Origin of the sequence: Microbacterium sp. NPDC089321 (assembly GCF_040684935.1) — a bacterium.
Lineage (GTDB): Bacteria > Actinomycetota > Actinomycetes > Actinomycetales > Microbacteriaceae > Microbacterium.
This window is the reverse complement of sequence record NZ_JBFBGX010000001.1, coordinates 1,660,237-1,683,375: the sequence shown is the minus strand read 5'-3', so window position 1 is coordinate 1,683,375 and position 23,139 is coordinate 1,660,237. Positions and strand designations below refer to the sequence as shown.

The 23,139-nt window shown below is 69.2% G+C and carries 26 protein-coding genes and 2 tRNA genes; 12 read left to right on the top strand and 16 right to left on the bottom strand.

The window, feature by feature from the left end:
* Positions 1-329 precede the first annotated feature (329 nt).
* From AB0N59_RS08025 to galU, 4 genes are all read right to left on the bottom strand, one after another.
* A tRNA-Ala gene (locus AB0N59_RS08025) sits at positions 330-402 on the bottom strand.
* A gap of 27 nt (positions 403-429) precedes the next feature.
* Entirely contained in the window at positions 430-1,296 is an 867-nt protein-coding gene (locus AB0N59_RS08020) for a hypothetical protein (protein WP_363481132.1), read from the bottom strand.
* Positions 1,297-1,362: 66 nt separating this feature from the next.
* Complete coding sequence (locus AB0N59_RS08015) at positions 1,363-1,974, bottom strand: GNAT family protein (protein WP_363481262.1); 612 nt, start codon at positions 1,972-1,974, stop codon at positions 1,363-1,365.
* 36 nt (positions 1,975-2,010) lie between these two features.
* Positions 2,011-2,883: a UTP--glucose-1-phosphate uridylyltransferase GalU gene (galU, locus tag AB0N59_RS08010; RefSeq protein ID WP_363481259.1), complete on the bottom strand. Its 873-nt coding sequence runs from the start codon at positions 2,881-2,883 to the stop codon at positions 2,011-2,013.
* A gap of 82 nt (positions 2,884-2,965) precedes the next feature.
* Between galU and AB0N59_RS08005 the strand changes: the two genes are divergently transcribed.
* The 3 genes from AB0N59_RS08005 to mscL are packed head-to-tail and all read left to right on the top strand — an operon-like array spanning position 2,966 to position 4,280.
* Positions 2,966-3,562 carry a 5-formyltetrahydrofolate cyclo-ligase gene (locus tag AB0N59_RS08005; protein ID WP_363481129.1) on the top strand — a complete coding sequence of 199 codons (597 nt, stop codon included), beginning with the start codon at positions 2,966-2,968 and terminating at the stop codon, positions 3,560-3,562.
* A gap of 11 nt (positions 3,563-3,573) precedes the next feature.
* Positions 3,574-3,846 (top strand): FmdB family zinc ribbon protein, encoded by a 273-nt coding sequence (locus tag AB0N59_RS08000; RefSeq protein WP_363481126.1) that lies wholly within the window; start codon positions 3,574-3,576, stop codon positions 3,844-3,846.
* 26 nt (positions 3,847-3,872) lie between these two features.
* Complete coding sequence (mscL, locus tag AB0N59_RS07995) at positions 3,873-4,280, top strand: large conductance mechanosensitive channel protein MscL (protein ID WP_363481123.1); 408 nt, start codon at positions 3,873-3,875, stop codon at positions 4,278-4,280.
* A gap of 80 nt (positions 4,281-4,360) precedes the next feature.
* Here the strand turns inward: mscL and AB0N59_RS07990 are convergent, their stop codons facing one another.
* Both AB0N59_RS07990 and AB0N59_RS07985 read right to left on the bottom strand, forming a co-directional pair.
* Positions 4,361-4,537 carry a hypothetical protein gene (locus tag AB0N59_RS07990; protein WP_363481120.1) on the bottom strand — a complete coding sequence of 59 codons (177 nt, stop codon included), beginning with the start codon at positions 4,535-4,537 and terminating at the stop codon, positions 4,361-4,363.
* Complete coding sequence (locus tag AB0N59_RS07985) at positions 4,530-8,237, bottom strand: AAA family ATPase (protein ID WP_363481117.1); 3,708 nt, start codon at positions 8,235-8,237, stop codon at positions 4,530-4,532. Before AB0N59_RS07985 ends, AB0N59_RS07990 begins: the two co-directional genes overlap by 8 nt.
* Before the next feature lie 177 nt (positions 8,238-8,414).
* On the opposite strand from AB0N59_RS07985, the gene AB0N59_RS07980 reads away from it, so the two are divergent.
* Entirely contained in the window at positions 8,415-8,945 is a 531-nt protein-coding gene (locus AB0N59_RS07980) for a methylated-DNA--[protein]-cysteine S-methyltransferase (protein ID WP_363481114.1), read from the top strand.
* An 86-nt stretch (positions 8,946-9,031) separates the two neighbouring features.
* On the opposite strand, the gene AB0N59_RS07975 is transcribed toward AB0N59_RS07980, so the two are convergent.
* Both AB0N59_RS07975 and AB0N59_RS07970 read right to left on the bottom strand, forming a co-directional pair.
* Positions 9,032-10,639, bottom strand: coding sequence for a sodium/solute symporter (locus tag AB0N59_RS07975; RefSeq protein WP_363481111.1), 1,608 nt, complete (start codon positions 10,637-10,639; stop codon positions 9,032-9,034).
* Positions 10,636-10,983 (bottom strand): DUF485 domain-containing protein, encoded by a 348-nt coding sequence (locus tag AB0N59_RS07970; RefSeq protein ID WP_363481256.1) that lies wholly within the window; start codon positions 10,981-10,983, stop codon positions 10,636-10,638. The genes AB0N59_RS07975 and AB0N59_RS07970 overlap by 4 nt, the downstream gene beginning before the upstream one ends.
* A 109-nt stretch (positions 10,984-11,092) precedes the next feature.
* Between AB0N59_RS07970 and AB0N59_RS07965 the strand changes: the two genes are divergently transcribed.
* Together AB0N59_RS07965 and AB0N59_RS07960 are read left to right on the top strand one after the other, a co-directional pair.
* Positions 11,093-11,947 (top strand): LuxR C-terminal-related transcriptional regulator, encoded by an 855-nt coding sequence (locus tag AB0N59_RS07965; RefSeq protein ID WP_363481108.1) that lies wholly within the window; start codon positions 11,093-11,095, stop codon positions 11,945-11,947.
* A gap of 88 nt (positions 11,948-12,035) precedes the next feature.
* Positions 12,036-12,380: an Lsr2 family protein gene (locus AB0N59_RS07960; protein ID WP_363481253.1), complete on the top strand. Its 345-nt coding sequence runs from the start codon at positions 12,036-12,038 to the stop codon at positions 12,378-12,380.
* Positions 12,381-12,437: 57 nt separating this feature from the next.
* Here the strand turns inward: AB0N59_RS07960 and AB0N59_RS07955 are convergent.
* The 4 genes from AB0N59_RS07955 to AB0N59_RS07940 all read right to left on the bottom strand — a co-directional run bounded on the left by AB0N59_RS07955 (position 12,438) and on the right by AB0N59_RS07940 (position 15,129).
* Positions 12,438-12,511 (bottom strand) — tRNA-Arg (locus AB0N59_RS07955).
* A 29-nt stretch (positions 12,512-12,540) separates the two neighbouring features.
* Positions 12,541-13,038: an HNH endonuclease gene (locus tag AB0N59_RS07950; RefSeq protein WP_363481105.1), complete on the bottom strand. Its 498-nt coding sequence runs from the start codon at positions 13,036-13,038 to the stop codon at positions 12,541-12,543.
* Between the two features lie 305 nt (positions 13,039-13,343).
* The gene (locus AB0N59_RS07945; protein WP_363481102.1) at positions 13,344-14,084 is read right to left on the bottom strand and encodes a M23 family metallopeptidase; all 741 of its coding nucleotides are present in this window, start codon (positions 14,082-14,084) and stop codon (positions 13,344-13,346) included.
* A gap of 343 nt (positions 14,085-14,427) precedes the next feature.
* Positions 14,428-15,129, bottom strand: a complete 702-nt coding sequence (locus tag AB0N59_RS07940; protein WP_204974267.1) for a metal-dependent transcriptional regulator — start codon at positions 15,127-15,129, stop codon at positions 14,428-14,430.
* 100 nt (positions 15,130-15,229) lie between these two features.
* Between AB0N59_RS07940 and serC the strand changes: the two genes are divergently transcribed.
* Positions 15,230-16,339, top strand: a complete 1,110-nt coding sequence (gene serC / locus AB0N59_RS07935; protein ID WP_363481099.1) for a phosphoserine transaminase — start codon at positions 15,230-15,232, stop codon at positions 16,337-16,339.
* 83 nt (positions 16,340-16,422) lie between these two features.
* On the opposite strand, the gene AB0N59_RS07930 is transcribed toward serC, so the two are convergent.
* Both AB0N59_RS07930 and AB0N59_RS07925 read right to left on the bottom strand, forming a co-directional pair.
* Complete coding sequence (locus tag AB0N59_RS07930) at positions 16,423-17,022, bottom strand: DUF3027 domain-containing protein (protein ID WP_363481096.1); 600 nt, start codon at positions 17,020-17,022, stop codon at positions 16,423-16,425.
* Entirely contained in the window at positions 17,006-17,386 is a 381-nt protein-coding gene (locus tag AB0N59_RS07925; RefSeq protein WP_204974270.1) for a cold shock domain-containing protein, read from the bottom strand. The genes AB0N59_RS07930 and AB0N59_RS07925 overlap by 17 nt, the downstream gene beginning before the upstream one ends.
* A gap of 101 nt (positions 17,387-17,487) precedes the next feature.
* Here AB0N59_RS07925 and AB0N59_RS07920 point away from each other — a divergent pair, with 101 nt between their 5' ends.
* The 3 genes from AB0N59_RS07920 to AB0N59_RS07910 are packed head-to-tail and all read left to right on the top strand — an operon-like array spanning position 17,488 to position 21,122.
* Complete coding sequence (locus AB0N59_RS07920; protein WP_363481093.1) at positions 17,488-17,763, top strand: multidrug ABC transporter ATPase; 276 nt, start codon at positions 17,488-17,490, stop codon at positions 17,761-17,763.
* 2 nt (positions 17,764-17,765) lie between these two features.
* On the top strand, positions 17,766-19,436 hold the full coding sequence (locus AB0N59_RS07915) for a helicase-associated domain-containing protein (protein ID WP_363481090.1): 1,671 nt from the start codon (positions 17,766-17,768) through the stop codon (positions 19,434-19,436).
* Between the two features lie 45 nt (positions 19,437-19,481).
* The gene (locus AB0N59_RS07910; protein WP_363481087.1) at positions 19,482-21,122 is read left to right on the top strand and encodes a DNA repair helicase XPB; all 1,641 of its coding nucleotides are present in this window, start codon (positions 19,482-19,484) and stop codon (positions 21,120-21,122) included.
* A 21-nt stretch (positions 21,123-21,143) separates the two neighbouring features.
* On the opposite strand, the gene AB0N59_RS07905 is transcribed toward AB0N59_RS07910, so the two are convergent.
* Both AB0N59_RS07905 and AB0N59_RS07900 read right to left on the bottom strand, forming a co-directional pair.
* Positions 21,144-21,296, bottom strand: a complete 153-nt coding sequence (locus AB0N59_RS07905) for a hypothetical protein (RefSeq protein WP_363481084.1) — start codon at positions 21,294-21,296, stop codon at positions 21,144-21,146.
* Positions 21,297-21,338: 42 nt separating this feature from the next.
* Complete coding sequence (locus AB0N59_RS07900; protein ID WP_363481081.1) at positions 21,339-21,773, bottom strand: hypothetical protein; 435 nt, start codon at positions 21,771-21,773, stop codon at positions 21,339-21,341.
* A 63-nt stretch (positions 21,774-21,836) separates the two neighbouring features.
* Between AB0N59_RS07900 and AB0N59_RS07895 the strand changes: the two genes are divergently transcribed.
* Together AB0N59_RS07895 and AB0N59_RS07890 are read left to right on the top strand one after the other, a co-directional pair.
* On the top strand, positions 21,837-22,373 hold the full coding sequence (locus tag AB0N59_RS07895; RefSeq protein ID WP_363481078.1) for a TetR family transcriptional regulator: 537 nt from the start codon (positions 21,837-21,839) through the stop codon (positions 22,371-22,373).
* A 55-nt stretch (positions 22,374-22,428) separates the two neighbouring features.
* Positions 22,429-23,121, top strand: coding sequence for a response regulator transcription factor (locus AB0N59_RS07890; RefSeq protein WP_204974275.1), 693 nt, complete (start codon positions 22,429-22,431; stop codon positions 23,119-23,121).
* Positions 23,122-23,139 lie beyond the last annotated feature (18 nt).

Sequence of the window (23,139 nt, the reverse complement as noted above, 5' to 3'; positions counted from 1 at the left end):
TCCGCTCAACCGCTTGGGGCGAACAAGTAATAATTTACGCGCCACCCACCACCCCCGCAAATCACCACCACACCCCGGGCGTGTCGCACCCCCGCGTCTGCGCAGGAAAGCATGCCTGACCAGGAGGTCCCGCGTCCGACCGTGTGCGAGCGGCCCGAGCTCGTGGTCGCCTGCGCTGCTCGCGACCGGTCGCATGGCCCCGCAGAGAGGGGCGACCTGGCCGGCGCACGCCGATGCGGGCGCGTGCGCAGCCGGTGCCGACGCCGTCTCCTCACTCCCGGAATGCAGAGAACCCCCGCACCTCAGTGCCGGGGTTCTCTGTCACGGTGTGGACCTAAGGGGATTCGAACCCCTGACCTCCTCGATGCGAACGAGGCGCGCTACCAACTGCGCCATAGGCCCGTGAACAGAGTTCAGGTTATCACGCGTTCAGCCGGCCGCTCGCCGAGCGAGCAGCTGACGCACGTGGGCCTCGATCTCGGCGTCGTCCACGACGCCCATCCGGGCGTACGGCGACTCCCCCGCGGCCGCGGCCGGGGCGACCGGGAGCACTGTGGGCGCAGCCGGCGCGAGCTCCTCCGCACGGCGACGCAGCTCGGCACGGCGTGCCGCCCGCTGACGCTCGGCGCGAGCGTCGATCTCCGCCTGAGCTGTCTGCGCGCGCGAGCCGGCGACCGTCACGAGCTGCTGCGGCAGAGGGCGCGGCGTCCAGACAGCCGGACCCTGATCGTGCAGCGGGGGCGAGACACGCTCGACCACGTGCTCCGCGACGGGACGGCTTGCGCGCCGCGCACTGCGGCGAGCGACCTGGGCCATGCGCGTCAGCACGGTGAGTCCGAGCACGGCGAGCACGAGGCCGCCGGCGGCCAGCATCCATCCGCCAGTGGTGATGATCTGCCATACCCCGGATGCCAGCATCCCGATTGCGACCACGATCGCACCTGACGCCGCCAGCCGGACGCGGCGTCGCGCCCGTGCCTGACGGAGCACGGGATCACGACGGGTCGCGGCGAGCTCCTCGCGGAGGAGCTCGAGCTGAGCGCTCTCCTTCTGCGCCTGCACGCGCTTGGCGAGCCGCTGCTGAGCAGCGGCTGTGCGTGCGGTCAGCTCGAGTCGCACCTCGTCAGGCGTCTCACTCGTCTCAGCGAGGACGCGAAGGGCCTGATTGAGACGGACGGCGTTGCGCTCGGCGGCATAGTACTGGTGTCGCCCGCGCCAGCTGGGCACGAAGTACAGCACCCAGAGCAGCACGGCGACGAGGACGATCACGCCCCCACTCAGCACCGGCCCATCCATGGACTCAACGGTAGGCGACTGCGGCAGGGGGAATGATCATTCCCGCGCGTGTGTCGCCGCAGATCGTCAGCTCTGCAGCGCGTCGTGCGGCGGGATCGTCGCCGCCTCCTGCGGCGCCGCTCCGCTCACCCAGCGCGAGAGCGCACCGCGGGGCACCTCGTCCTGCGTGAGCGCGAACGCGTAGTGGTCGCGCCAGTCGCCGTCGATGTGGATGTAGCGCCGCCGGAGCCCCTCGTACCGGAACCCCAGCTTCTGCACGACGCGCAGGCTCGCACGGTTCTCGGGCCGGATGCAGATCTCCATCCGGTGCAGACCGAACTGCTCGAAGGCCGCATCGGTCGCCATGGCGACAGCGGTCGGCGTGATGCCTCGGCCCGCGAAGCGCTCACTCACCCAGTAGCCGATGGTCGCCGACGACAGCGATCCGCGGGCGATCCCCCAGATGTTGAGCTGCCCTGCGATCTCGCCGTCGTACTCCATCACGAACGGGTACCCCGCTCCGTCGCGGTGCTGCTGAAGCAGCCGGCGGATGCTGGCGCGCATGTCGAAGCCGGTGGCGGCGCCGGGGATCGTCGCCTCCCACGGCTGCAGCCACGAGCGGTTCGTCATCAGCTCCCGCTGCAGCACCCGGGCGTCCCGGGGCTTCACCAGCCGCAGGCCGACCGGGCCGTAGCGCATCACCGGCTGGATGTCGTTCGGCATCGCATCCCCCGGTCAGAGACCGGCCGCGAACTGCTTGAGCCAGGGCCTCAGCTCGGTGCCGAGGTCATCGCGGTCGGTGGCGAGCTGCACGATCGCCTTGATGTAGTCGGCGCGGTCGCCCGTGTCATAACGACGGCCACCGAAGACCACTCCCACGACACCCGGTCCGTCGGAGTCGGCCGCGAGCTCCTGCAGGGCGTCGGTCAGCTGGATCTCGCCGCCCTTGCCGGGCGGCGTGCGCTCGAGGATCTCGAAGATCGCCGGCGGCAGCACGTAGCGTCCGATCACCGCGAGGTTCGAGGGGGCGTCCTCTGCCGCCGGCTTCTCGACGAGGGCATCCACCCGCACCACACCGTCGGTGTCGGTCGCCTTCGCGTCGGCCGCACCGTACAGATGGATCTGCTCGGGATCGACCTCCATGAGGGCGATGACCGCGGCCCCGGTGCGCTCGTGGGTCGCGATCATCTCGGTGAGCAGCGAATCGCGCTCGTCGATGAGGTCGTCGCCGAGGAGGACGGCGAAGGAGCTGTCGCCGACATGCGTCTTCGCGCGCAGCACCGCGTGACCGAGGCCCTTGGGCTCGCCCTGCCGGACGAAGTGGATGTCGGCGAGGTCGCTGGACTTCACCACGCGCTCGAGGCGTCCGTGGTCGCCCTTCTGCTGCAGCCTCACCTCCAGCTCAGGCACGGAGTCGAAGTGATCGGAGATCGCGTTCTTGTTGCGCCCGATGATGACCAGGATGTCGTCGATGCCTGCGGCGACCGCCTCTTCCACGACGTACTGGATGGCGGGCTTGTCGACGACGGGGAGCATCTCCTTCGGCATCGCCTTCGTCGCAGGCAGGAACCGCGTGCCCAGACCTGCAGCGGGAATGACTGCCTTCATGGTGCTCATGCGGTTCAGCTTAGTGGTGGGCCCCGCCGCCGACTCGGTGGGTTGCCAGACCGGCCGCCGTATGATCGGGGGCATGCGGAGCGAAGCAGAACAGCAGAAGCGCGCCTTGCGCGCCGAACTGCGCGAACGCCGTCAGATCCTCTCGGAGACGCAGCGGGATGAGGCGGCCGCGGGCATCACGGCCCAGCTCGACGCCCTCGTCGACGCTCACGGCGCGCGGTCGGTGTCGTGCTTCCTGTCGACCACCACCGAGCCGGGAACCATGCCCTTCGTGCAGGGCGCCGTGCGCAGGGGCATCCGGGTGCTGCTTCCGATCACCCGCGCAGACGGACTGCTCGACTGGGCCGTCGCAGACGACTCCGGAACGGTGGCCGAAGGGCTCTTCGGCCTGCCCGAGCCGACGGGCGAGGTGCTCGGCCCGATCGCCGTGAACGATGTCGACCTCATGATCATCCCCGCCGCCGCGGTCGACCGATCGGGTACGAGGCTGGGCTGGGGACGCGGCTACTTCGACAAGACGATCGGCTCGATGGAGGGCTGCCCGCCCGTCTACGCCGTGATCTATGATTCCGAAGTACTCGATTCGCTGCCGCGCGAAGTGCACGACCAGCCGGTCGATGGCATCGTCACCCCGACGCAGACCATCACCCTGTCGCCCGCGCGGAACTGACAGGAGCATCCATGCCCACCTACGCCTATGCGTGCACGGCCTGCGACCACCGGTTCGACGCCGTGCAGTCCTTCACCGAGGACTCGCTGACCCTCTGCCCGGAGTGCGGCGGAGCACTGCGCAAGCAGTACGGATCGGTCGGAGTCACCTTCAACGGCTCGGGCTTCTATCGCACCGACTCGCGCGGAAATACTGGTGCCGCCTCGACGTCTTCGGCATCATCTAAGGCAGAGTCTTCGACGAGCGCCAACCCGGCACCCGCGAAGACCCCGGCCTCGACCTGAGGCCGAAGCAACTCCAGGGGGAGTCCATGTTCCAGGGATTCAAGGAATTCATCACCAAGGGCAACGTCATCGACCTCGCCGTCGCCGTCGTCATCGGCGGTGCGTTCACGGCGATCGTGAACGCGGTCGTCTCGAGCATCATCAATCCGCTCGTCGCGCTCTTCTACGCGCCCAGCGAGGACGGCAAGATCGGTCCGACCGTCACCGGTCTGTACGGCCAGCAGGTCACCTTCCCGCTCGGCGACCTCATCACCGCAGTCATCAGCTTCCTCGCCGTCGCACTCGTCGTCTACTTCGTCTTCGTCGTCCCGATGAACAAGTACAAGGAGCACCAGGCTGCGAAGAACCCGGCCGTCGAGGAGGAGACCCTGCCGACCGAGCAGGAGCTGCTCATCGAGATCCGCGACGCGCTGCGCAAGAGCGACAACGTCTGACCCGCACAGCGGGCCGCGAGGCGCCTCACCTTCGGGTGGGGCGCCTCTTCTTCTCTGAGGAGGCTCGGCGAGCGAGCGGTTCAGTAGTGCGGCGGCACGTCGCGCAGCATCCGATCATCGTTCGGTCCTCGCTCCTCCGTCGGCGGCGTCGAGCGCTCATCGCGGGAATGCGGTTCGGACGTCGTGCCCTCGACGGGCGTGAGCCTCGCGCGCCGCGAACCGGCGACGCGCACGATGCGCTGCCGCTCGTCAGCCATCGAGGTCGAGCGGCTGCGTGTCGTGCTCTGCGCGCACCGCGCCCTCCTCGATGCCGAGCACCGTGGCGATGCGGCGGGCCACCGTGGCCGGGTCGCTGTACAGGTCGAAGGCGTGCACGCGCACGTAGTGCCACCCGAGCCGGCGCAGCACCTGAGGACGCAGCCGCACGCTCTCGCGCAGCGACTCTCCGCGCGTCTCGGGGTCGGCCTCGATGACCACCGCACGACCGCCGTGCTGCGCGACGAGCGGAAGCAGGCCGCGGTAGTCGACGTCGACCGAGGCACCCAGCCGGCGCAGCTCGCGAGCCAGGGCGAGCGTGAGCGGGTCGGCGAGATCCTCGAGACGCGCGTCGCGTCCCCTCGCCGCGAGTCCGCCGAGGATCGACATCAGGGTCGAGGCCCCGTGCTCGAGCCGGCCCTCGTCGAACGCGGAGGGGCGGATGCACGAGACGATCACCATCGAGCGGCGGGCTCTCGTCATGCCGACGGTCAGCAGACGCTCGCCGTCGTGCTGCGACAGGTCGCCGAAGTCGCTGAGAACACGCCCGTGCTTGGTGAGGCCGAACCCCAGCGAGAAGATGACGCGATCGCGGCTCTCGGCGACCGACTCCTCGAGCGTGAGGACGGCGAACGGCTCGGCGGTGTCACGCCCGACGAAGTCGGCGACGTCCGATCGGCCGGCGAAGGCGGATGCCACGGCCGACCGCACGCGCTCCGCGTGCCTGCGGCTCGCGGTGATGACCATCAGCGATTCGGTGGGTCGATGGACGGCGTGCTCGACCGCGAGTGTGACGACGCGCGCGACCTCGGCATCCGGGCTCTCGACGGCGCCCGTCTCGGGGTCGGGCGTGCCCACTCCCCCTTCGACGTAGTCGACGGTGAGGCTGCCGCGGCCGAGATAGGAGCCGGCCCACGGCAGCGACACGATCTCGCCGCCGTAGAAGGCGTCGTTGATGAGCTCGGCGAGGTCTTCGCCTCCCGCGCGATAGCTGCGGGTGAGGGTCATGACCGGGAAGAGCTCGGCGAGACGCTCGAAGACCGAGACGTCATCGAACTCGACCTCGGGCTCCCAGTCGGGGTCGACGAGCGTCGCGACCGTGAACGGCGTCGGGCGCTGAGTGACGGGATCGCCGAAGGCGACGACCTGTCGGGCTCGCCTGATCGCGGGCGCGGTCTCGGCGAGGTTGACGGCAGCGGCATCCACGAGCAGCACCGCGTCGAACTCGACCGAGTCGGGGATCAGCGGCACCTCGTACGGCGAGGCGATCCAGACCGGCGCGAGCACGCGGGTGAGATCGGGTGCTGCCGAGACGATCTCGGCGGTCGTCGCGTCACCGCTCTTGAGCGCCTTGCGCAGATGCCGTGCCTGATCGGGCTCGTCGACGATCGCGATGCGCCACTGGCTGGCCAGGTTCCAGGCGAGCAGCGGGCCCGCCATCGCGGTGTGCGCCTCGTCGACGAGGCGGAAGTCGCGCTCGAGGCGGTCGACGACCGCGGTGTTCGCGCCGAGCAGCGACCTGTCGTCCTGCAGTGCGCGCTCGAGAAGCGACTGCCACCAGGCGAACTCGAGTTCGGCCGAGACCCGCTCTTCGGGGACGTGACGCACCGAGAGATCCGACAGCAGCGGACGCAGCCCGAGACCCGTCAGCGCATCGCGGATCTGCGTGCGCTCGACGAGATTGTCGAACACCGCGGAGCGCGCGGCGAGGCCGGACAGCGTGCGCACCAGGCGGGCGACGGGCAGCGAGCTGAGCGGCTCCCGGCGACCGAGGGCGTGGTCGAGGTCGGCCAGCTCGGCAGACACGCGCTGCCAGGCCACGTGCACGTCGGAGAGTCCGAGCGGCACCTGCGGCGCGACCCCGGCCTCGACGTAGCGCTGCCACTGCGTGCGCTGCTGCTGGATGCGCAGCAGCGACTCGTGCATCTCCGAGACGTGGGCGCCTGGTCGCACGTACTCCCGGGCCAGCTTCTTGAGCCGGCGGCGGTTCGCCGACGACATGCCTGGGGCGTCGCGGCGCGAGCCGTGCGCCTGGATCAGCTCGCCCAGCGGCCGTTCGAAGACGGTCGGGCTGAAGCGGTCGAGCGAGTCCCGGATGCCCTGCAGCAGCCGCACGTACTCGCCGAGCTCGTCGATGGTGCCGAACGGGCGCATGCTGGTCTGCGCGATGAGCTCGTAGCCGCGCTCCAGCAGCGACGGCACGGCCGAGCCGTGCAGGCGACCGGCCAGCTCGTGCGCCTTCTGCGCGGCTTCGGCGCTGTCGAAGCTGACTCCGTACCAGGGCGAGTCGTCGGGCCCGAAGCGGAACTCGCCGAGCTTCGCGGCACGCGTGAGCGCCTGCGCGGCGTCGCGGCGATCGCCCGAGAGCTTCTCGAGCGTCTCCATCGACAGACGGGCCCCTGTCGATGGGGGCACCGGCAGCGACGCGAGTCGCGTGAGCTCTCTGGTCGCGTCGAGCACGGATGCTCCTGTGCGGCCGACCGGCTCCGACAGAGCCCCGCGGTAGTCGCGCAGAACCGTGCGCAGACGCACCAGCGCCTCGTCGAGCTCGGCCGCCTTCGGCTGGGTCGCCTTCTCACTGCGTGCGATGGCGGTGATCAGGTCGCGGCGAGCGCGCGTGGGCGACACGGCGAGCGCGTCGAGGCCGACGCCGGCAAGGCGGTGGCGCACGCCGTCGAGGGTCGACCGGCGTGCCGAGACGACGAGCACGCGTCGTCCCGAGCGGACGAACCCGCCCAGCGCGTTGATGACCGTCTGCGTTCCCCCGGTGCCTGGCAGCGTCGACACGACCAGCGAGTGGCCGGCCGCGATGCGGGCGAGCACCTCCTCCTGCTCGGAGTCCGCGTCGAGCAGGAGGCTCTCGGAGGCGGGGGCGCGCTCGTCGGGGCTCGACCAGGCCGGCAGCTCACGCGGTGCTGTCACCTGCTCGCGGTCGCCGATGTGCCCCGCGAGGGCGTTGAGCACCGGGTGGTCGAGGTCGACCATGTCGCGGACCATCGCGTCGGCGACATCGGCGAAGGTCGACACGACGAGGCGCGGATGCACGGCGAAGGTGTCGATGGAGTGGGTCAGTGCACGCAGCTGATCGATCACCGGCTGCGGCTTGAAGATGCCTCCGTCGTATGCGAGGGAGGCGAGACCTGCCGGGTCGAGCTCGAGTCCGAAGTGCTCGCGCGCGACGCGCACGAGTTCGGGGTTCACCTCGAAGCGGCCGTGCAGCTTCAGCTCGAAGTCGGCGTGGTGGCGCCGGATCGCGAGCGGACGCAGGAGCACCGGCGCGGCGAAGTGCGCGCCGCCGAGGCGCCAGCGCGCGATGCCGACCGCGAGCCGGACGGCGTCGATGCCTCGCACCGTGCGCAGCTCGGTGTTGCGCGCGGTGATCCGCTCGGCGGCCATTCTCGCGGTGCGGAGTCCGACCTCGTCCCTGAACAGGTTCGACAGCAGGGTGGAGCGCCCCGTGATGAACTGCGGGAGGCTGCCCGGATGCGCCTTCGAGATGTCGATGACCGACTCCGCGGCATCGATGAAGGTGGTCAGCGGCGAGGCTCCGCCGAGATCGGCGGCCTGGGCGCGCAGGCTGGTGCGCCGCTCCTCCGCCACATGGGCGATGTCGACCCCGGTAGACGAGTCGCTCAGGTCGCCGAGAGTCACTGCGGCCCGCTGGTCCGCGCTCTCAGCATCCTTCGCCTCTCGTCGCCACACACCGCAAGCCTAGGCGCGACACGCGCGACCGGCGGTATTCCAGGCCGATTTCGCCGTGATTCCGCTCGCTGTCGGCGGTGTGGGTTCACTTCTGCACAGATCGGAGAACGGCCGGGGTTCTCCACGGGCGCCGGGCCGACGGCGGGCGTGTGTCGCTGCGAAGAGCAGGATGGGGACATGACCTTTCGCTACGACTTCGCACCCACCCCGTTCGGCGACGCGCTCGCGGTGTTCTCGGATGCCGGCATCGTGAGCTTCGACCTCTCGGAGTCGGCGGACCCCGGTGTGCCGTGGCTGCTCGAGAGCGTCACCCGACGGCTCGGCGCCGTCCCCGAGCCGGTGCCGGGCGCGGCCGACGAGCTGACCGACGCCCTCGATGCGTACTTCGACGGCCAGCCCGTGCGCTTCGACGAGCGCTTCGCCTTCGACTGGAGGCTCGTCGACGGGTTCGCCCGGTCGGCGCTGCAGGCCGTCTGCGAGATCCCCTGGGGCGAGACGATGAGCTACGGCGAGGTCGCAGTCATCGCGGGCAGTCCGGGGGCGGCACGAGCGGTGGGCACGGCGTGCCGGCTCACACCTCTCTCGGTGGTGGTCCCGGTGCACCGGGTCATCCGCTCCGACGGCACCCCCGGCCACTACGGCGCGTATCCCGAGCGCAAGCGCTACCTGCTCGATCTCGAGCGCGACGCCTCGGCGTCGGGCTCGTGAACGAAGCGGAGCCCGGCGTGTAGGCCGCCGGGCTCCGCTCCTGCCGTGCTGGGGATCACGGCACTCGGGTATCTCTGGGGAGAGCTCTAGTGCTCCACCGCTTTCTCGGCACCATAGCCGGTGAGCGAGCGGACTTCCATCTCTGCGGCGAGGGCACGCGACTCCGCCGTCCTCGCCGTGACGGTGCCGATCCAGCCGAGCAGGAACCCGAGCGGGATCGAGATGATCCCCGGGTTGTTCAGCGGGAAGATCGCGATGTCGATGCCGGGGATCATCGCCTTCTCGTTGCCCGAGAAGACCGGCGAGATGACGATCAGGCCGATGGCGGCGATCAGGCCGCCGTACATGCTCCACACTGCACCGCGCGTGTTGAAGCGCTTCCAGAACAGCGAGTAGAGGATCGTCGGCAGGTTCGCCGAAGCCGCGATGGCGAACGCGAGGGCGACGAGGAAGGCGATGTTCTGCCCCTGCGCGCCGATGCCGCCGATGATGGCCAGGATGCCGATCACGATCACCGTGCGGCGTGCGACCCTCACCTCTCCCGCGGGGTCGGCGTTCTGGCCGCGCTTGATCACGTTCGCATAGATGTCGTGCGCGAACGATGCGGCGGCCGTGATCGTCAGCCCCGCGACGACCGCGAGGATCGTGGCGAACGCGACAGCAGAGATGAAGCCCATGAGCAGCGAGCCGCCGAGCGCCTGTGCGAGGAGCGGTGCCGCCGAATTGACCCCACCGGGCGCTGCGGCGATGGTCTCCGGCCCGACCAGTGCACCCGCGCCGTAGCCGAGCACGAGCGTGAGCAGGTAGAAGCCGCCGATGAGCCAGATGGCCCAGACCACCGACTTGCGAGCCTCCTTCGCGGTCGGCACCGTGTAGAACCGCATCAGCACGTGCGGCAGACCCGCGGTGCCCAGCACGAGCGCCATGCCGAGCGAGAGGAAGTCGAGCGGGTTCGCCCCGTACTGCAGACCAGGGCCGAGGATCTTGTCGCCGTTGGGCGAGTTGTCGACGGCTGTCTCGAGCAGGGTGTTCAGGTTGAAGCCGTGCAGCGCGAGCACCCACACGGTCATCGCCAGAGCGCCGGCGATGAGCAGCACGGCTTTGACGATCTGAACCCAGGTGGTGCCCTTCATCCCGCCGATCAGCACGTAGACGATCATCAGCACGCCGACGATCGCGATGACGAGCGACTGACCGAGCTTGTCGTCGATGCCGAGAAGCAGAGAGACGAGCCCGCCGGCACCCGACATCTGCGCGAGCAGGTAGAAGAAGCACACGGCAAGCGTGGTGAGCGCCGCCGCCATGCGCACCGGGCGCTGCTTCAGCCGGAACGAGAGCACGTCGGCCATCGTGAACTTGCCGGTGTTGCGCATCATCTCCGCGACGAGCAGCAGTGCCACCAGCCAGGCCACGAGGAATCCGATCGAGTAGAGGAATCCGTCGTAGCCGTTGATCGCGATCGCTCCGCAGATGCCGAGGAACGACGCGGCTGAGAGGTAGTCGCCGGCGATCGCGAACCCGTTCTGGGTGCCACTGAACGATCGACCGGCCGCGTAGTAATCGGCCGCGGTCTTGTTGTTGCGACTGGCCCGGATCACGATGAACAGCGTCACCGCCACGAACGCGCCGAAGATCGCGATGTTGAGCACCGGGTCGTTCTTGACCGCTTCCGCGGCCACGGGAATGGCGGTCATGCGCGGGCCTCCGCCTTCTCGAGCTCATCACGGATCTCGGTCGCAATGGGGTCCAGCCGGCGATTCGCGAATGACACGTACGCCATCGTGATGACGAAGGTCGTGACGAATTGTCCGAGCCCCATGAGCAGGCCGACCGTGATATCGCCCCAGACGCGCTGGCTCATGAAATCGGTCGCGAAAGCGGCCAGAAGAACGTAGGCGAAATACCAGAGGAGGAAGAACGCGGCCATCGGGAAGATGAATGACCGCTGGAGTCTCTTCAGCGCCTGGAACCTCTCGGATTCGTCGACAGCGATGTAGTCGATTCCGCGAGAGGAATCGCCCGTCGTCGGTTCTGTCATGGGGCCTCCTTGCCACATGTCCTTCATCGCGTGACGGGGTGACACGCGGTGGTATCGTCGACGCTACGAAACCGGCGGGTTCGGTCGTCACCCCCGAAAGTTGGTAACAGTGGAAGCCGAGAAGCGCATCGCGACCGCCGAGGATCTGGTCGCCGACGGCGTGCGCGAGCTCGCCAGGCGCACCCGGTTCCCGGTGGCTTTCGGCGGCCTGATCGAAGACGGCGTCGTGCGGGTCACGAGCATCGTCGGCAACCGGACGCACAGCCTCGACGGCCTCAATGTGCGGCCGGAACGCGGGCTCGGTGGACGCGCGATGATCGAGCTGCGCCCCCGGATGACGAACAACTACCGCACATCGCAGCAGATCACCCACGACTACGACGTGTTCGTGCTGGGAGAGGGACTGCGCACGCTGCTCGCGCTGCCGATCGTCGTGGAGGGCCGGCCGCGAGGCGTGCTCTACGCCGGGGCATGGGAGGAGTCGCAGATCGGCGGGGTGACGACCGCTCCGGCGATGAGCGTCGCCCAGAACATCGCCAACGAACTGCACATCCGCGACGAGGTCGAGCGTCGCATCCGGGCGATGCGCCCCGAGCCGGCGCTCGATGGGACCCATCTCGAGGACATCAGGGAGAGCTTCGCCGAGCTGCGCAGCATCGCGGCATCCGTAACGGACGAGACGGTGCGTGAACGCATCGCCGCCGTGGAGCGTCGCCTGGTCGGAGCATCGTCCGCCGAGCCGGCTGCGACGACGGGACCGACCAGCACCGTCCGCCTCTCCCCCCGCGAGACCGACGTCCTCGCCTGTGCCGCGCTCGGCGCGACGAATGCGGAGATCGCATCGCAGCTCGGTCTGCGCGAGGGCACGGTGAAGGCGTATCTCGGCGCGGCCATGTCGAAACTCGACGCATCGACACGGCACGCCGCGGTGGCGCGGGCTCGACGCGCCGGCCTTCTTCCCTGACAGACAAGACGCATTCACGGCGCATTCATTTCCGGAAATGCACGTCGGCGATTGCACGGTGCATATGGGATCAAATACTGTTTTCGGTATGGCTCGAAGAATTGTGCACCAGCTTGTCGACGATATCGATGGAACGCTGCTCGACGTGGGCGAGGGGGAGACCGTCCATTTCGCGCTGAATGGTGTCGCCTATGAGATCGATCTGACGAATTCACACGCTCAGGAGATGCGTGACGCCCTCGCTCCCTACATCGATGCGGGCCGTCGCGCTGCCGGTTCCAGCGCAGCACGTCCGTCCGCCCCGCGCCGCCGCACGGCACGCAGCTCGGACACGGTCGAGATCCGCGAATGGGCGAAGAAGCAGGGGCTGAAGGTCTCTGAGCGCGGGCGCATCGCCGCCGACGTGCTCGAGGCTTATCACGCAGCTCACTGACATCCGACTGATCCGAAGAGCGGGCCGCCCTCCGGGGCGGCCCGCTCTTCGTGTGTGTGCCCTCGACAGGATTCGAACCTGCGACCTGCCCTTTAGGAGAGGGCCGCTCTATCCGACTGAGCTACGAAGGCGCCCGACAAGTCTAGTCGCCGCCTCGCGACTATGCCGCCAGCGCCAGGTAGCGCTCCCAGACGGGATCTCCTCGCTCCGCCCCGCGGACCACCCAGGTCCCGCTGTGAGGAGGCCTGGGGGTTCGGCGCAGTTCCCACCCCATCTCCTGCGGCGTGCGGTCGCTCTTCGCGTTGTTGCAGCGAAGGCAGCACGCGACGAGGTTCTCCCAGCTGTCCGCTCCCCCGCGGGAGCGGGGCATGACGTGGTCGATGGTGGAGGCCGTCTTGCCGCAGTACCCGCACCTGTGGTCGTCGCGGCGAAGCACCCCTCTTCGGGTGACCGGCTGCCGACGGGCGGTCGGCACCCGCACGTAGCGTGTGAGCAGGATCACCACGGGCCGGTCGTAGCGCCTCAGCCCGGCGATGACGGGATCGTCTTCGACGCGCTCGATGACGCTGGCCTTGTCATTCATCACGAGGACCATCGCCCTCTTGAACGAGACCACCGTGAGCGGTTCGTATCCGGCGTTCAGGACCAGTGTGCGCATCGTCGTCATCCTCTCGATCCGCCGGGATGGCTTCCCGGCACTCTCGACTCACACGCCGTCGAGCGGATCAGGAGGAACGCGGATACGAAGAAAGGCGCTGTCTAGAGACAGCGCCTTTCGCGCTCGGTCAGACCGAGTCGGATCTGCGGGCGTTGCCGAAGGACCAGACGACCGAGCGCATCCATGGTGCGGATGCCCGGTATCGACTCCATCAGCTTCTCCCGTCCGTTCGACGACGCGTTCAGGGTAACCCATCCACGTGAACGACGGACGTATCGAGGCTGAACGCCACGGTGAGGCGGCGGTCAGCCGGCGTTGGCGCGGAGCCAGCCGATCGGCTCGACGATCGAGCCGTTGATCCTGACCTCGAAGTGCAGGTGAGCGCCGTACGAGCGACCGGTGTTGCCCACCTTGCCGATGAACTGTCCGGCCTCGACCGTCTGTCCGGCCTGCACGCCGCGGGTGCCGTTCGTCATGTGCGCGTACGTGGTCGACACGCGCTTGCCGCCGACGACCGAGTCGATCACGACAGCGACGCCGTAGGCGCCGTAGCTCTCGGACGAGACGCGCACCACGCCGCTGGTGGCCGCGAAGATCGGGGTGCCTGCGGGCGCGACCATGTCGGCGCCCTCGTGGCCGCCGCCGACCGTGCGGCTGACGTAGTACGAGCCCTGAGGCAGCGGATAGCGCACTGCGCCGGAACCAGCCGAGATGAGGCGCAGATCGGCGTCGCTGACCTGACCGCCCGTGCTCGACGACACGCGGGCTGCTGCGGCCGCAGCGGCTGCAGCAGCAGCCGCCCGCTTCTTGGCGGCCTCTTCGGCCTGCTTCTTCGCGATCTCATCGGGCGTGGTCGCGGAGTAGGTGCCGCGCTCCATCGGAGCACTGGTGGCTTCGGAGGCGACGACGAGCGACTGCGCGTCGTCGAAGGCCATCTGCTGCAGAGTGGCCGCCTCGGAAGGCAGAGGCTTGGCAGACGCCAGGGCGGGAAGGGCGACGCCGGCGACCAGGGCGCACACGGCACCGAGGATCGCGACGGTGCGCATGGGCTTGACGCTCGAGCGGGCTGCACGGGGTGCTCGACGTCGGGTCGGCTCCAGGTTGCCAGCGGACTCGGTCGGGACGATTTCTTCGGCCAAAAGGGATTCCTCCTGCGCCTCCGCGCTTCGGGCAGCGCAGGCTCGTCAGCAATGTCGTTTCTCGGGCACGTATGTCACACGGCACGTTGTGCGAACTCTTCGCGAAGACGACGAGCCAGGGAGGCGATCTTCGCGATGCGTCATCGGCGGGCTTCTTCTCCGACGACCTCACCGACGTTACCGGAAGATAACGATTCTGTCACCCTGCGAACCTGGCAATCATCTCCACAGGGTGAAGACCTGCCTCTGATCAGGCGTTCTCTCCCACGAGGAAGATGTGAGACGCGAGTTCGACCGGCAGCTCCAGACCCTCGTCACGACCGTCCATCTGGATCAGAACGTAGCCCTCGCTGTAGCGGTAGTCGCCGCTCGCCCCCGGCACGACACCCGCGTCGCGCAGCTGCTCGAGCAGGTCGGGACTGACCTGAGCGGGCTCGGCGAGGCGGCGCACGGTGCCCGTGATCGGACCGCCCGCGGCATCCAGCTTCTTGACCAGACCCACGACACCGGTCTCGAAGGCCGGCGTCTCGACGTCGCCGAGCTGGTCGAGTCCGGGGATCGGGTTGCCGTAGGGCGACTCGGTCGGGTGGCCCAGCAGCTCGACGAGACGGCGCTCGACCTGCTCGCTCATGACGTGCTCCCACCGACAGGCCTCTTCGTGCACGTAGGCCCAGTCGAGGCCGATCACGTCGGACAGCAGCCGCTCGGCGAGGCGATGCTTGCGCATCACGTCGACGGCCTTGCGGCGACCGTCGTCGGTCAGCTCGAGGCGGCGGTCTTCGGAGACGACGACCAGACCGTCGCGCTCCATGCGACCCACCGTCTGCGACACCGTGGGGCCGGAGTGACCGAGACGCTCGGAGATGCGCGCGCGCAGCGGCACGATGTTCTCCTCCTCGAGCTCGAGGATGGTGCGCAGATACATCTCTGTGGTGTCGATCAGATCGGTCATTCATGCCCTCCGGAGTTCTTAGGCAAGCCTACCTTGCGGGTCAGACGTCGAGCCCGTCACGGGGCACGGCGGACACCCCGCCCGCCTCTACAATCGAGCCATGTCGATCGAGATCCCCCGCGAACTGCTGCCCGCCGACGGACGCTTCGGCTGCGGCCCCTCGAAGGTGCGCCTCGAGCAGGTGAACGCGCTCGCCTCGGCGGGTGCCGACCTGCTGGGCACGTCGCACCGCCAGGCGCCCGTGAAGAACCTCGTCGGAAGCGTGCGCGAGCGCCTGTCGGCGCTGTTCCGTCTTCCCGACGGCTACGAGATCATCCTCGGCAACGGCGGCTCGACGGCGTTCTGGGATGCCGCCGCGTTCGGCCTCATCGAGCGCCGCAGCCAGAACCTCGTCTTCGGCGAGTTCGGCGGCAAGTTCGCCAAGGCCGCCGCGGCGCCCTGGCTCGATGCGCCCGACGTGCGCACCGCCGATGCCGGATCGCTGACCTCCGCAGAGGTCGTCGACGGGGTCGACGTGTACGCCTGGCCGCACAATGAGACGTCCACCGGCGTCGCCGCCCCCGTTCGGCGAGTCGCCGCGGACGGCGCGCTGACGGTCATCGACGCCACCAGCGCAGCGGGCGGCATCGACTTCGACGTCGCCGAGGCGGACGTCTACTACTTCGCACCGCAGAAGAATCTCGGGTCGGACGGCGGACTGTGGTTCGCGGCCGTGTCGCCTGCGGCGGTCGACCGCATCGAGCGCATCGCCGCGTCGGGACGGTACATCCCCGAGTTCCTCAGCCTGAAGAACGCGGTCGACAACTCCCGCCTGAACCAGACGCTGAACACCCCGGCGCTCGCGACCCTGCATCTGCTGGACAGCCAGCTCGAATGGATCCTCGCGAACGGCGGACTCGGCTGGGCAGCCGCACGCACCGCCGAATCGTCGGGCCTGCTGTACGACTGGGCGGAGGCGTCGTCGGTCGCGACCCCCTTCGTCATCGACCCCGAGCACCGCTCGCCCGTGGTCGCGACCCTCGACTTCGATGAGAGCGTCGACGCGGCGGCCGTCGCGAAGACCCTGCGCACGAACGGCATCGTCGACACCGAGCCGTACCGCAAGCTCGGCCGCAATCAGCTCCGCATCGCGACGTTCGTCTCGATCGAACCCGACGACGTGCGTCAGCTGATCCGCTCGATCGAGCACGTGCTCGCCCACCAGGGCTGAATCCCCGACGAACAGCGACGAGGCCCCTCCTGAGATCAGGAGGGGCCTCGTTCAGTCCTCAGGCCCGGATGCCGGGTTCCCGGCTACTCGGATTCGTCGTCCTCGGCGTCGGAGTCCTCGTCGGACTCGTCATCGTCGGACTCGTCGTCGTCTTCTTCGTCATTATCGGACTCGTCCTCATCGAGCTCGTCGATGTCGACCCCGTCGACGTCGCCCGCGTGCAGACGCGGCGAGACATCGTCCTCGTCCTCGACATCGTCGTCCTCGACATCGTCGTCCTCGTCGTCCGGCTCGTCGCTCTCGGAATCCTCATCGGAGGCATCCGAGGCGCCGTCCGCGGCATCCGCCTCGGCCTGAGCGGCGAGCTCCGCCTGGTGCGCGCGGTACTCGGCCAGACGCTCTGCCCACGGCACCCAGTCGGGTGCGAGCAGCGCGCCGTCGCCCGGCATCAGCTCGACCTCGAGCACGGTCGGCTCGGAGTCGTCGACCTGGGCGACCGTGACCGTCCAGAACCAGCCGGGATAGCCGGGCAGCCGGTTCTCGAAGCGCAGCGAGACGGCCCCGCTCTCTTCGACGGTGTGTCCGGCGACCGGTCCGACGGTCGATGCGGGCGTGATCTCGTGCAGCGCGGCGAGCGCGAGATCGCGGGTCGCGGCGGCGAGGTCGTCAGGCTTCGAGGTCATCAGCGACCTTGCGGAGAACAGCGGCGACCGTGCGGCTTCGCGCGGCGGACGGGTAGCGGCCGCGGCGCAGATCGCCGCCCATCTCGTCGAGCATGCGCACGAGGTCTTCGACGATCACCGCCATGTCGTCGGCCGGCTTGCGCGCCGCCTTCGCGAGGCTGGGCGGAGCGTCGAGCACGCGCACAGACAGCGCCTGCGGACCGCGGCGCCCGTCGGCGAGACCGAACTCGACGCGTGCGTTCTTCTTCACGGAGACGCCTGCAGGAAGGGCAGAGGCGTGCAGGAAGACGTCCTGACCGTCATCGGATGCGATGAAGCCGAACCCCTTCTCGTCGTCGTAGAACCTGACCTTGCCGGTGGGCATGGGAGAACCTCACTGAAACACGAAGATGGAGACGTCGCGCGGCGGCGCGACCCCTCCAGCCTACCCGTCCGCCCATGCGCACAGGGGATACGCTGAGAGCAATGAGCAAGCACGACGACAGCAGCGCGCCGAAGACCGGCCGCCTCGAGCGATTCCTCGCCTTCACCGCGCTCGGTCTCGCGGCGGCATCGGTGATCAGCTTCTTCTCGATCATCATCGGCACCGCCGTGGGGATGGATCAGTCCGCGTTCGGACACGGCGTCTGGCCGTTCGTCGCAGGCCTTCCGCTCTTCGGCCTGCCGATCGCCTTCCTGATGATCATCACCCTGCTGGTGCTCAGCTGGGCTCGCAAGGGACGCACGGGCTCCGGGTCCTGAACATGAGCACTCACGCCCGTCCGCTCGCTGACCGGCTCGCCGCTGCGAGCGACGCGCAGCTGGAGCGGATGCTGCGTGAGCGGGCCGTGCGCGCCGACGTCGGGTGGTCCGACTTCTTCGACGCGGCGGAGGCGCTCCTCGAGCCGGCATCGATCGAGCGGGCACTGGCCCGTCTCACCCTCGTCCAGGCGCGCGCGCTACGAGATGCAGGGCCCGATGACACTGTCGACATCGGCGATGCCGGCATCGGCCTTCTCGACGCGGATGGCCGGGTGCTGCCGCCGGTTCGTGCGGTCATCGAGGCGCAGGCCGATATCCCGGATTCCGGCGATGCCCGCCCGGCGCCGGCATCCGACACGGATTCCGCCCGTGCGGCGGAGCGCGCGTTCGCCACGGTCGGCGGCCTCGCTGAGCTGCTGCTGGCCGCGCGCACCGCGCCCCTCGCGCTCGTGGCGACCGGTGCGCTCAGCGCGACCGAGAAGCGCCGGCTGCTCGACGAAGGCGACCTCGATGCGCTGCGCGACCTCGCCGAGCTCGCCCGCCTCGCCCGGCGCGTGGATCGGGAGCTGCGGCTGACCAGCGACGCCGAGGAGTGGCTGGACGCGTCTTTCGCCGATCGCTGGACCCTGGTGGCATCGCGGTTCAGAGACGCCCTGCCGTCGGGCATCCGGGAGGCTGCGGCGAGCGCGTGGCCGCACATCCACCCCTGGGACGCGCAATGGCCGGCCCGAGCCGGGCACCTGCGGGATCTCGCCTGGCGGCTGGGACTGCTCGCGGGCGGGGACAGCGCCTGGACGGTACCGGCATGGGGAGCACCCCTGCACGGGAACGAGCCGTTCGACAGCTCGGCGCTGCAGTCGCTGCTGCCGTCGGAGGTCGATCGCATCTTCCTGCAGAACGACCTCTCGGCCATCGCCCCCGGCCCGCTCCAGCCCGTGCTCGACAACCGTCTGCGCGCCATGACCGAGCACGACCCCGCGCAGGCGTCGTCGTATCGGTTCACGACCGAGTCCGTGTCGCGCGCTCTGGTCGAGGGCGACACCGCCGAGGGCATCCTGAGCTTTCTGCGCGAGATCTCGCTGACCGGCGTTCCGCAGCCTCTCGAGTACCTGGTCGGGCAGACCGCCACCAGGCACGGACTCGTGCGGGTGCGGCCGGATGCCGATGGCGGCACCTCCGTGACGAGCGCTGACGCGCACCTGCTCGAGGCGATGGAGATCGACCGCAACCTGCGCCCGCTCGGACTGATCCGCGAAGGCGACCGACTGGTCACGCGAGTGGGCGCCGAGGCGGTCGCGTGGGCGCTGACGGATGCCAGGTACCCGGCGACCCTCGTCGACGGCAGCGGGCGCAGCGTCGCAGCCGGCCGCGCCAGGATCGCAGGCCCCGACAGTCGTGACGACGACGCCTACACCGCACTGATCGCGCGGCTGCGTTCTCACCAGGGGCCTGACGCCGACGCCGCGTGGCTCGACCGCGAGCTCGAGGCCGCCGTGCGCGCGAAGGCCGTGGTGCTCGTCGAGGTCGCGATGCCCGACGGCTCGCGCCGCGAGCTCACGCTCGAGGCGGCGGGACTCGGCGGCGGGCGGCTGCGCGGCCGCGATCGGGCCGCCGATGTCGAGCGCACCCTCCCGGTGCGCAGCATCGTGTCGGTGCGCATGCTGCAGAGCTGACCGACGTCGGTCCGACCTGCTGCGCGGCCGGTAGACTGGTCTGCTATGTCTGATGGCCCCCTGATCGTCCAGAGCGACCGCACCGTGCTGCTCGAGGTCGCGCACGCCGACGCCGAGTCCGCACGGCACGAGCTGGCGATCTTCGCCGAGCTGGAGCGCGCTCCCGAGCACATCCACACCTACCGCATCACCCGGCTCGGGCTGTGGAACGCGCGCGCGGCGGGACACACGGCAGACGACATGATCGAGACGCTCGACCGGTACTCGCGCTTCCCCGTGCCTCCGTCTGTGGCGGTCGACCTGCGCGAGACGGTCAACCGCTACGGAAGGCTCGTGATCGAGCGCGACGACGAAGGCGCGCTCGTGCTGCGATCGACCGACCCCGCCGTGCTGGCGCAGGTGGCGAACAACAAGCGCATCCAGCCGCTGCTGATCGGCCACCCCTCCCCCGACAGCTATGTCGTCGATGCCTGGGCGCGCGGACAGATCAAGCAGGAGCTGCTCAAGATCGGCTGGCCCGCCGAGGATCTCGCCGGCTACACCCCAGGCACCCCGCACGAGATCGAGCTCGACGAGGACGGCTGGACCATGCGGCCCTACCAGCGCCAGGCCGTCGACGCCTTCGCGAAGGACGGCTCGGGCGTCGTCGTGCTGCCCTGCGGTGCGGGCAAGACGATCGTCGGCGCCGGCGCCATGGCCGCGACCGGCACCACCACCCTGATCCTCGTGACCAACACGGTCTCGGCGCGGCAGTGGCGCGACGAGCTGCTCAAGCGCACCTCGCTCACCCCCGAGGAGATCGGCGAGTACTCCGGGCAGGCCAAGGAGGTCAAGCCTGTCACGATCGCGACGTACCAGATCCTCACCGCGAAGAGGAAGGGACAGTACGCCCACCTCTCGCTGCTCGACGAGATGGACTGGGGCCTCATCGTGTACGACGAGGTGCACCTGCTTCCCGCACCCGTCTTCAAGCTGACCGCCGATCTGCAGGCCCGCCGCCGCATCGGCCTCACCGCGACGCTCGTCCGCGAGGACGGTCGCGAGGGCGACGTCTTCAGCCTGATCGGGCCGAAGCGCTTCGATGCACCGTGGAAGCAGATCGAGGCGCAGGGCTTCATCTCTCCCGCCGCCTGCTACGAGGTCCGCGTCGACCTGCCGCCGAGCGACCGGCTGGAGTACGCGGCCGCGACCGACGACGAGCGCTACCGGCTGGCGGCATCCGCGCCCGCGAAGATCACCGCGGTCCGCGAGCTGATCGCGAAGCACCCCGGAGAGCGCATCCTGGTCATCGGTCAGTATCTCGACCAGCTCGAGAGCCTGTCGCAGGCGCTGAACGCTCCGCAGATCACCGGCGCCACGCCGATCGACGAGCGGGAGGAGCTCTACCGCCAGTTCCGCGAGGGCGAGATCTCGCTGCTCGTGGTGTCGAAGGTCGCGAACTTCTCGATCGACCTTCCGGAGGCGTCTGTCGCGATCCAGGTGTCGGGCTCGTTCGGGTCGCGCCAGGAGGAGGCTCAGCGCCTCGGACGTCTGCTTCGCCCCAAGCAGTCGAACCACACCGCGAGCTTCTACACGCTGATCGCCCGCGACACCGTCGATCAGGACTACGCGCAGAATCGCCAGCGGTTCCTCGCAGAGCAGGGCTACAGCTACACGATCATGGATGCCGTGGACCTGGCCGCCTGACACGCGGCCGGGGTCGCCCGGCTAGCTCCCACCGGGTGCGGTCGTCGAGGTCTCCCCCGGCGTCAGCCCGCAGCGCCAGCAGGGCGCTGCGAGGTCGTCGAGCAGCGCGCCGCACTCCGGGCACACCTGCGAGAGCCAGCACGCGCTGTCGCCGCCGGACCCGTCCTCATCCATGCGATCGACGCTACTCCTCGGACCATCGCGGACGGACCGAGATCAGACGGGGCCGCCTGCCGCCGCGCCGATGGTCGCCACGACAGCGAGGGCGACAGAGCCGAAGAACACGACAGCGCTGAAGAGCGCGTGGAAGGTGACCTTGGGCGGCATCAGCCCGCTGAACACGGTGCCGACCGCGGAGCCGTAATCGCGCAGCCCTGGATTCGTCTCGCCGCGGATGCTGCGGGATCGGCCGACCATCATCGCGTCCCCGAAGGGGATGCCGACGAAGAGCACCGCGACGGCGGCCCATGCCCAGAAGGGGCTGCCGGAGGCGATGAACAGCGACCACGGCACCAGAAAGCCCACCATGAGCATCGCGTGCGAGAGCACGGAGCCCGCGGCCGCACCGCGAGCGTGTCGCGCCCAGCCCACCAGGAGCATCGTCCCGACGGCCGCCTGGACGAGCCAGGCCCCCAGCACTGCGTATCCCATGCGAGCATGGTACTACGTTCATAGTGGGATGTCACTACGAATATAGTTGCGTAAGCTCGACCCGTGAGCAGCACTCGTCGACGGGCTCTGAAAGCCGCCGTGGATCTCATCGGCACCGAGGGCATCCGCGCCCTCACCCACGGCCGAGTGGATGCCGCCGCCGGCCTGCCCGCCGGATCGACCTCGAACCACTTCCGCACGCGCGCGGCGCTCGTCGCCGGCGTCATCGAGTGGATGGCCGCGTCGGACCGCAGCGATGCCGGCACCCCGGAGATCCGCTCGCGCGACGAGCTCGTCGCCGCCCTCAGCCGGATGATCGAGGTCGAGTCCGGCCCGCTCGCCGCACGGACCCGAGCCCGCTACGCGCTCTTCCTCGAAGGGGACGAGGACGCCGTCCGCCCGCTGCGCGAGCAGCGGATCGGCATGGAGGCCTGGGTGCACGGCATCCTGCTCGCACTGGGCGGCGAGAGCGCCGCCCGCAGCACGGTCTTCCTCATGGCAGCCGCAGAGGGCCTTCTGCTGCACCGGATCACGGTCGATCCGGATGCCGCGATAGCCGACGTCGTCGCGCGCGCGGTCGACTCGTCGCTGGCCTCCTGACGCCCGCGCCGCAGGCAATCAGCCGACGCAAGGCCGAAGTCACCATAATGGGGGCATGACTGATGCGCGAATCCTGGTCGTCGACGACGAGCCGAACATCCGCGACCTGCTCTCCCGGGGTCTCAGCTTCGCCGGGTTCAAGGTGAGGACCGTCGCGAACGGCGCCGCCACCATCTCGGCCGTCCTCGAAGAGGAGCCCGACCTGATCATCCTCGACGTCATGCTGCCCGACATGAACGGGTTCAGCGTGACCAAGCGCCTTCGCGGCGCGGGCTTCACCGCCCCCATCCTCTTCCTCACCGCCAAGGACGACACCCAGGACAAGATCGAGGGCCTCAACGCCGGCGGCGACGACTACGTCACCAAGCCCTTCGCCCTCGACGAGATCGTCGCCCGCGCACAGGCGATCCTGCGCCGCACCATGCAGGCCGACGAGGAGTCCCTGATCCGCGCCGGAGAGCTGTCGATGGATCAGGACACCCACGACGTGTTCGTCGGCAAGATCCCGATCGAGCTCAGCCCGACCGAGTTCAAGCTGCTGAAGTACCTCATGCTCAACCCGAACCGCGTGCTGTCGAAGGCGCAGATCCTCGACCACGTGTGGGAGTACGACTTCAACGGCGACGCGGGCATCGTCGAGAGCTACATCTCGTACCTGCGCCGCAAGATCGACCCGCACACCGAGGAGTCGGTGATCCAGACCAAGCGCGGCTTCGGCTACATGCTGAAGGTCGGCAAGTCCGCCTAGCGGACGGCCAGAGCAGGT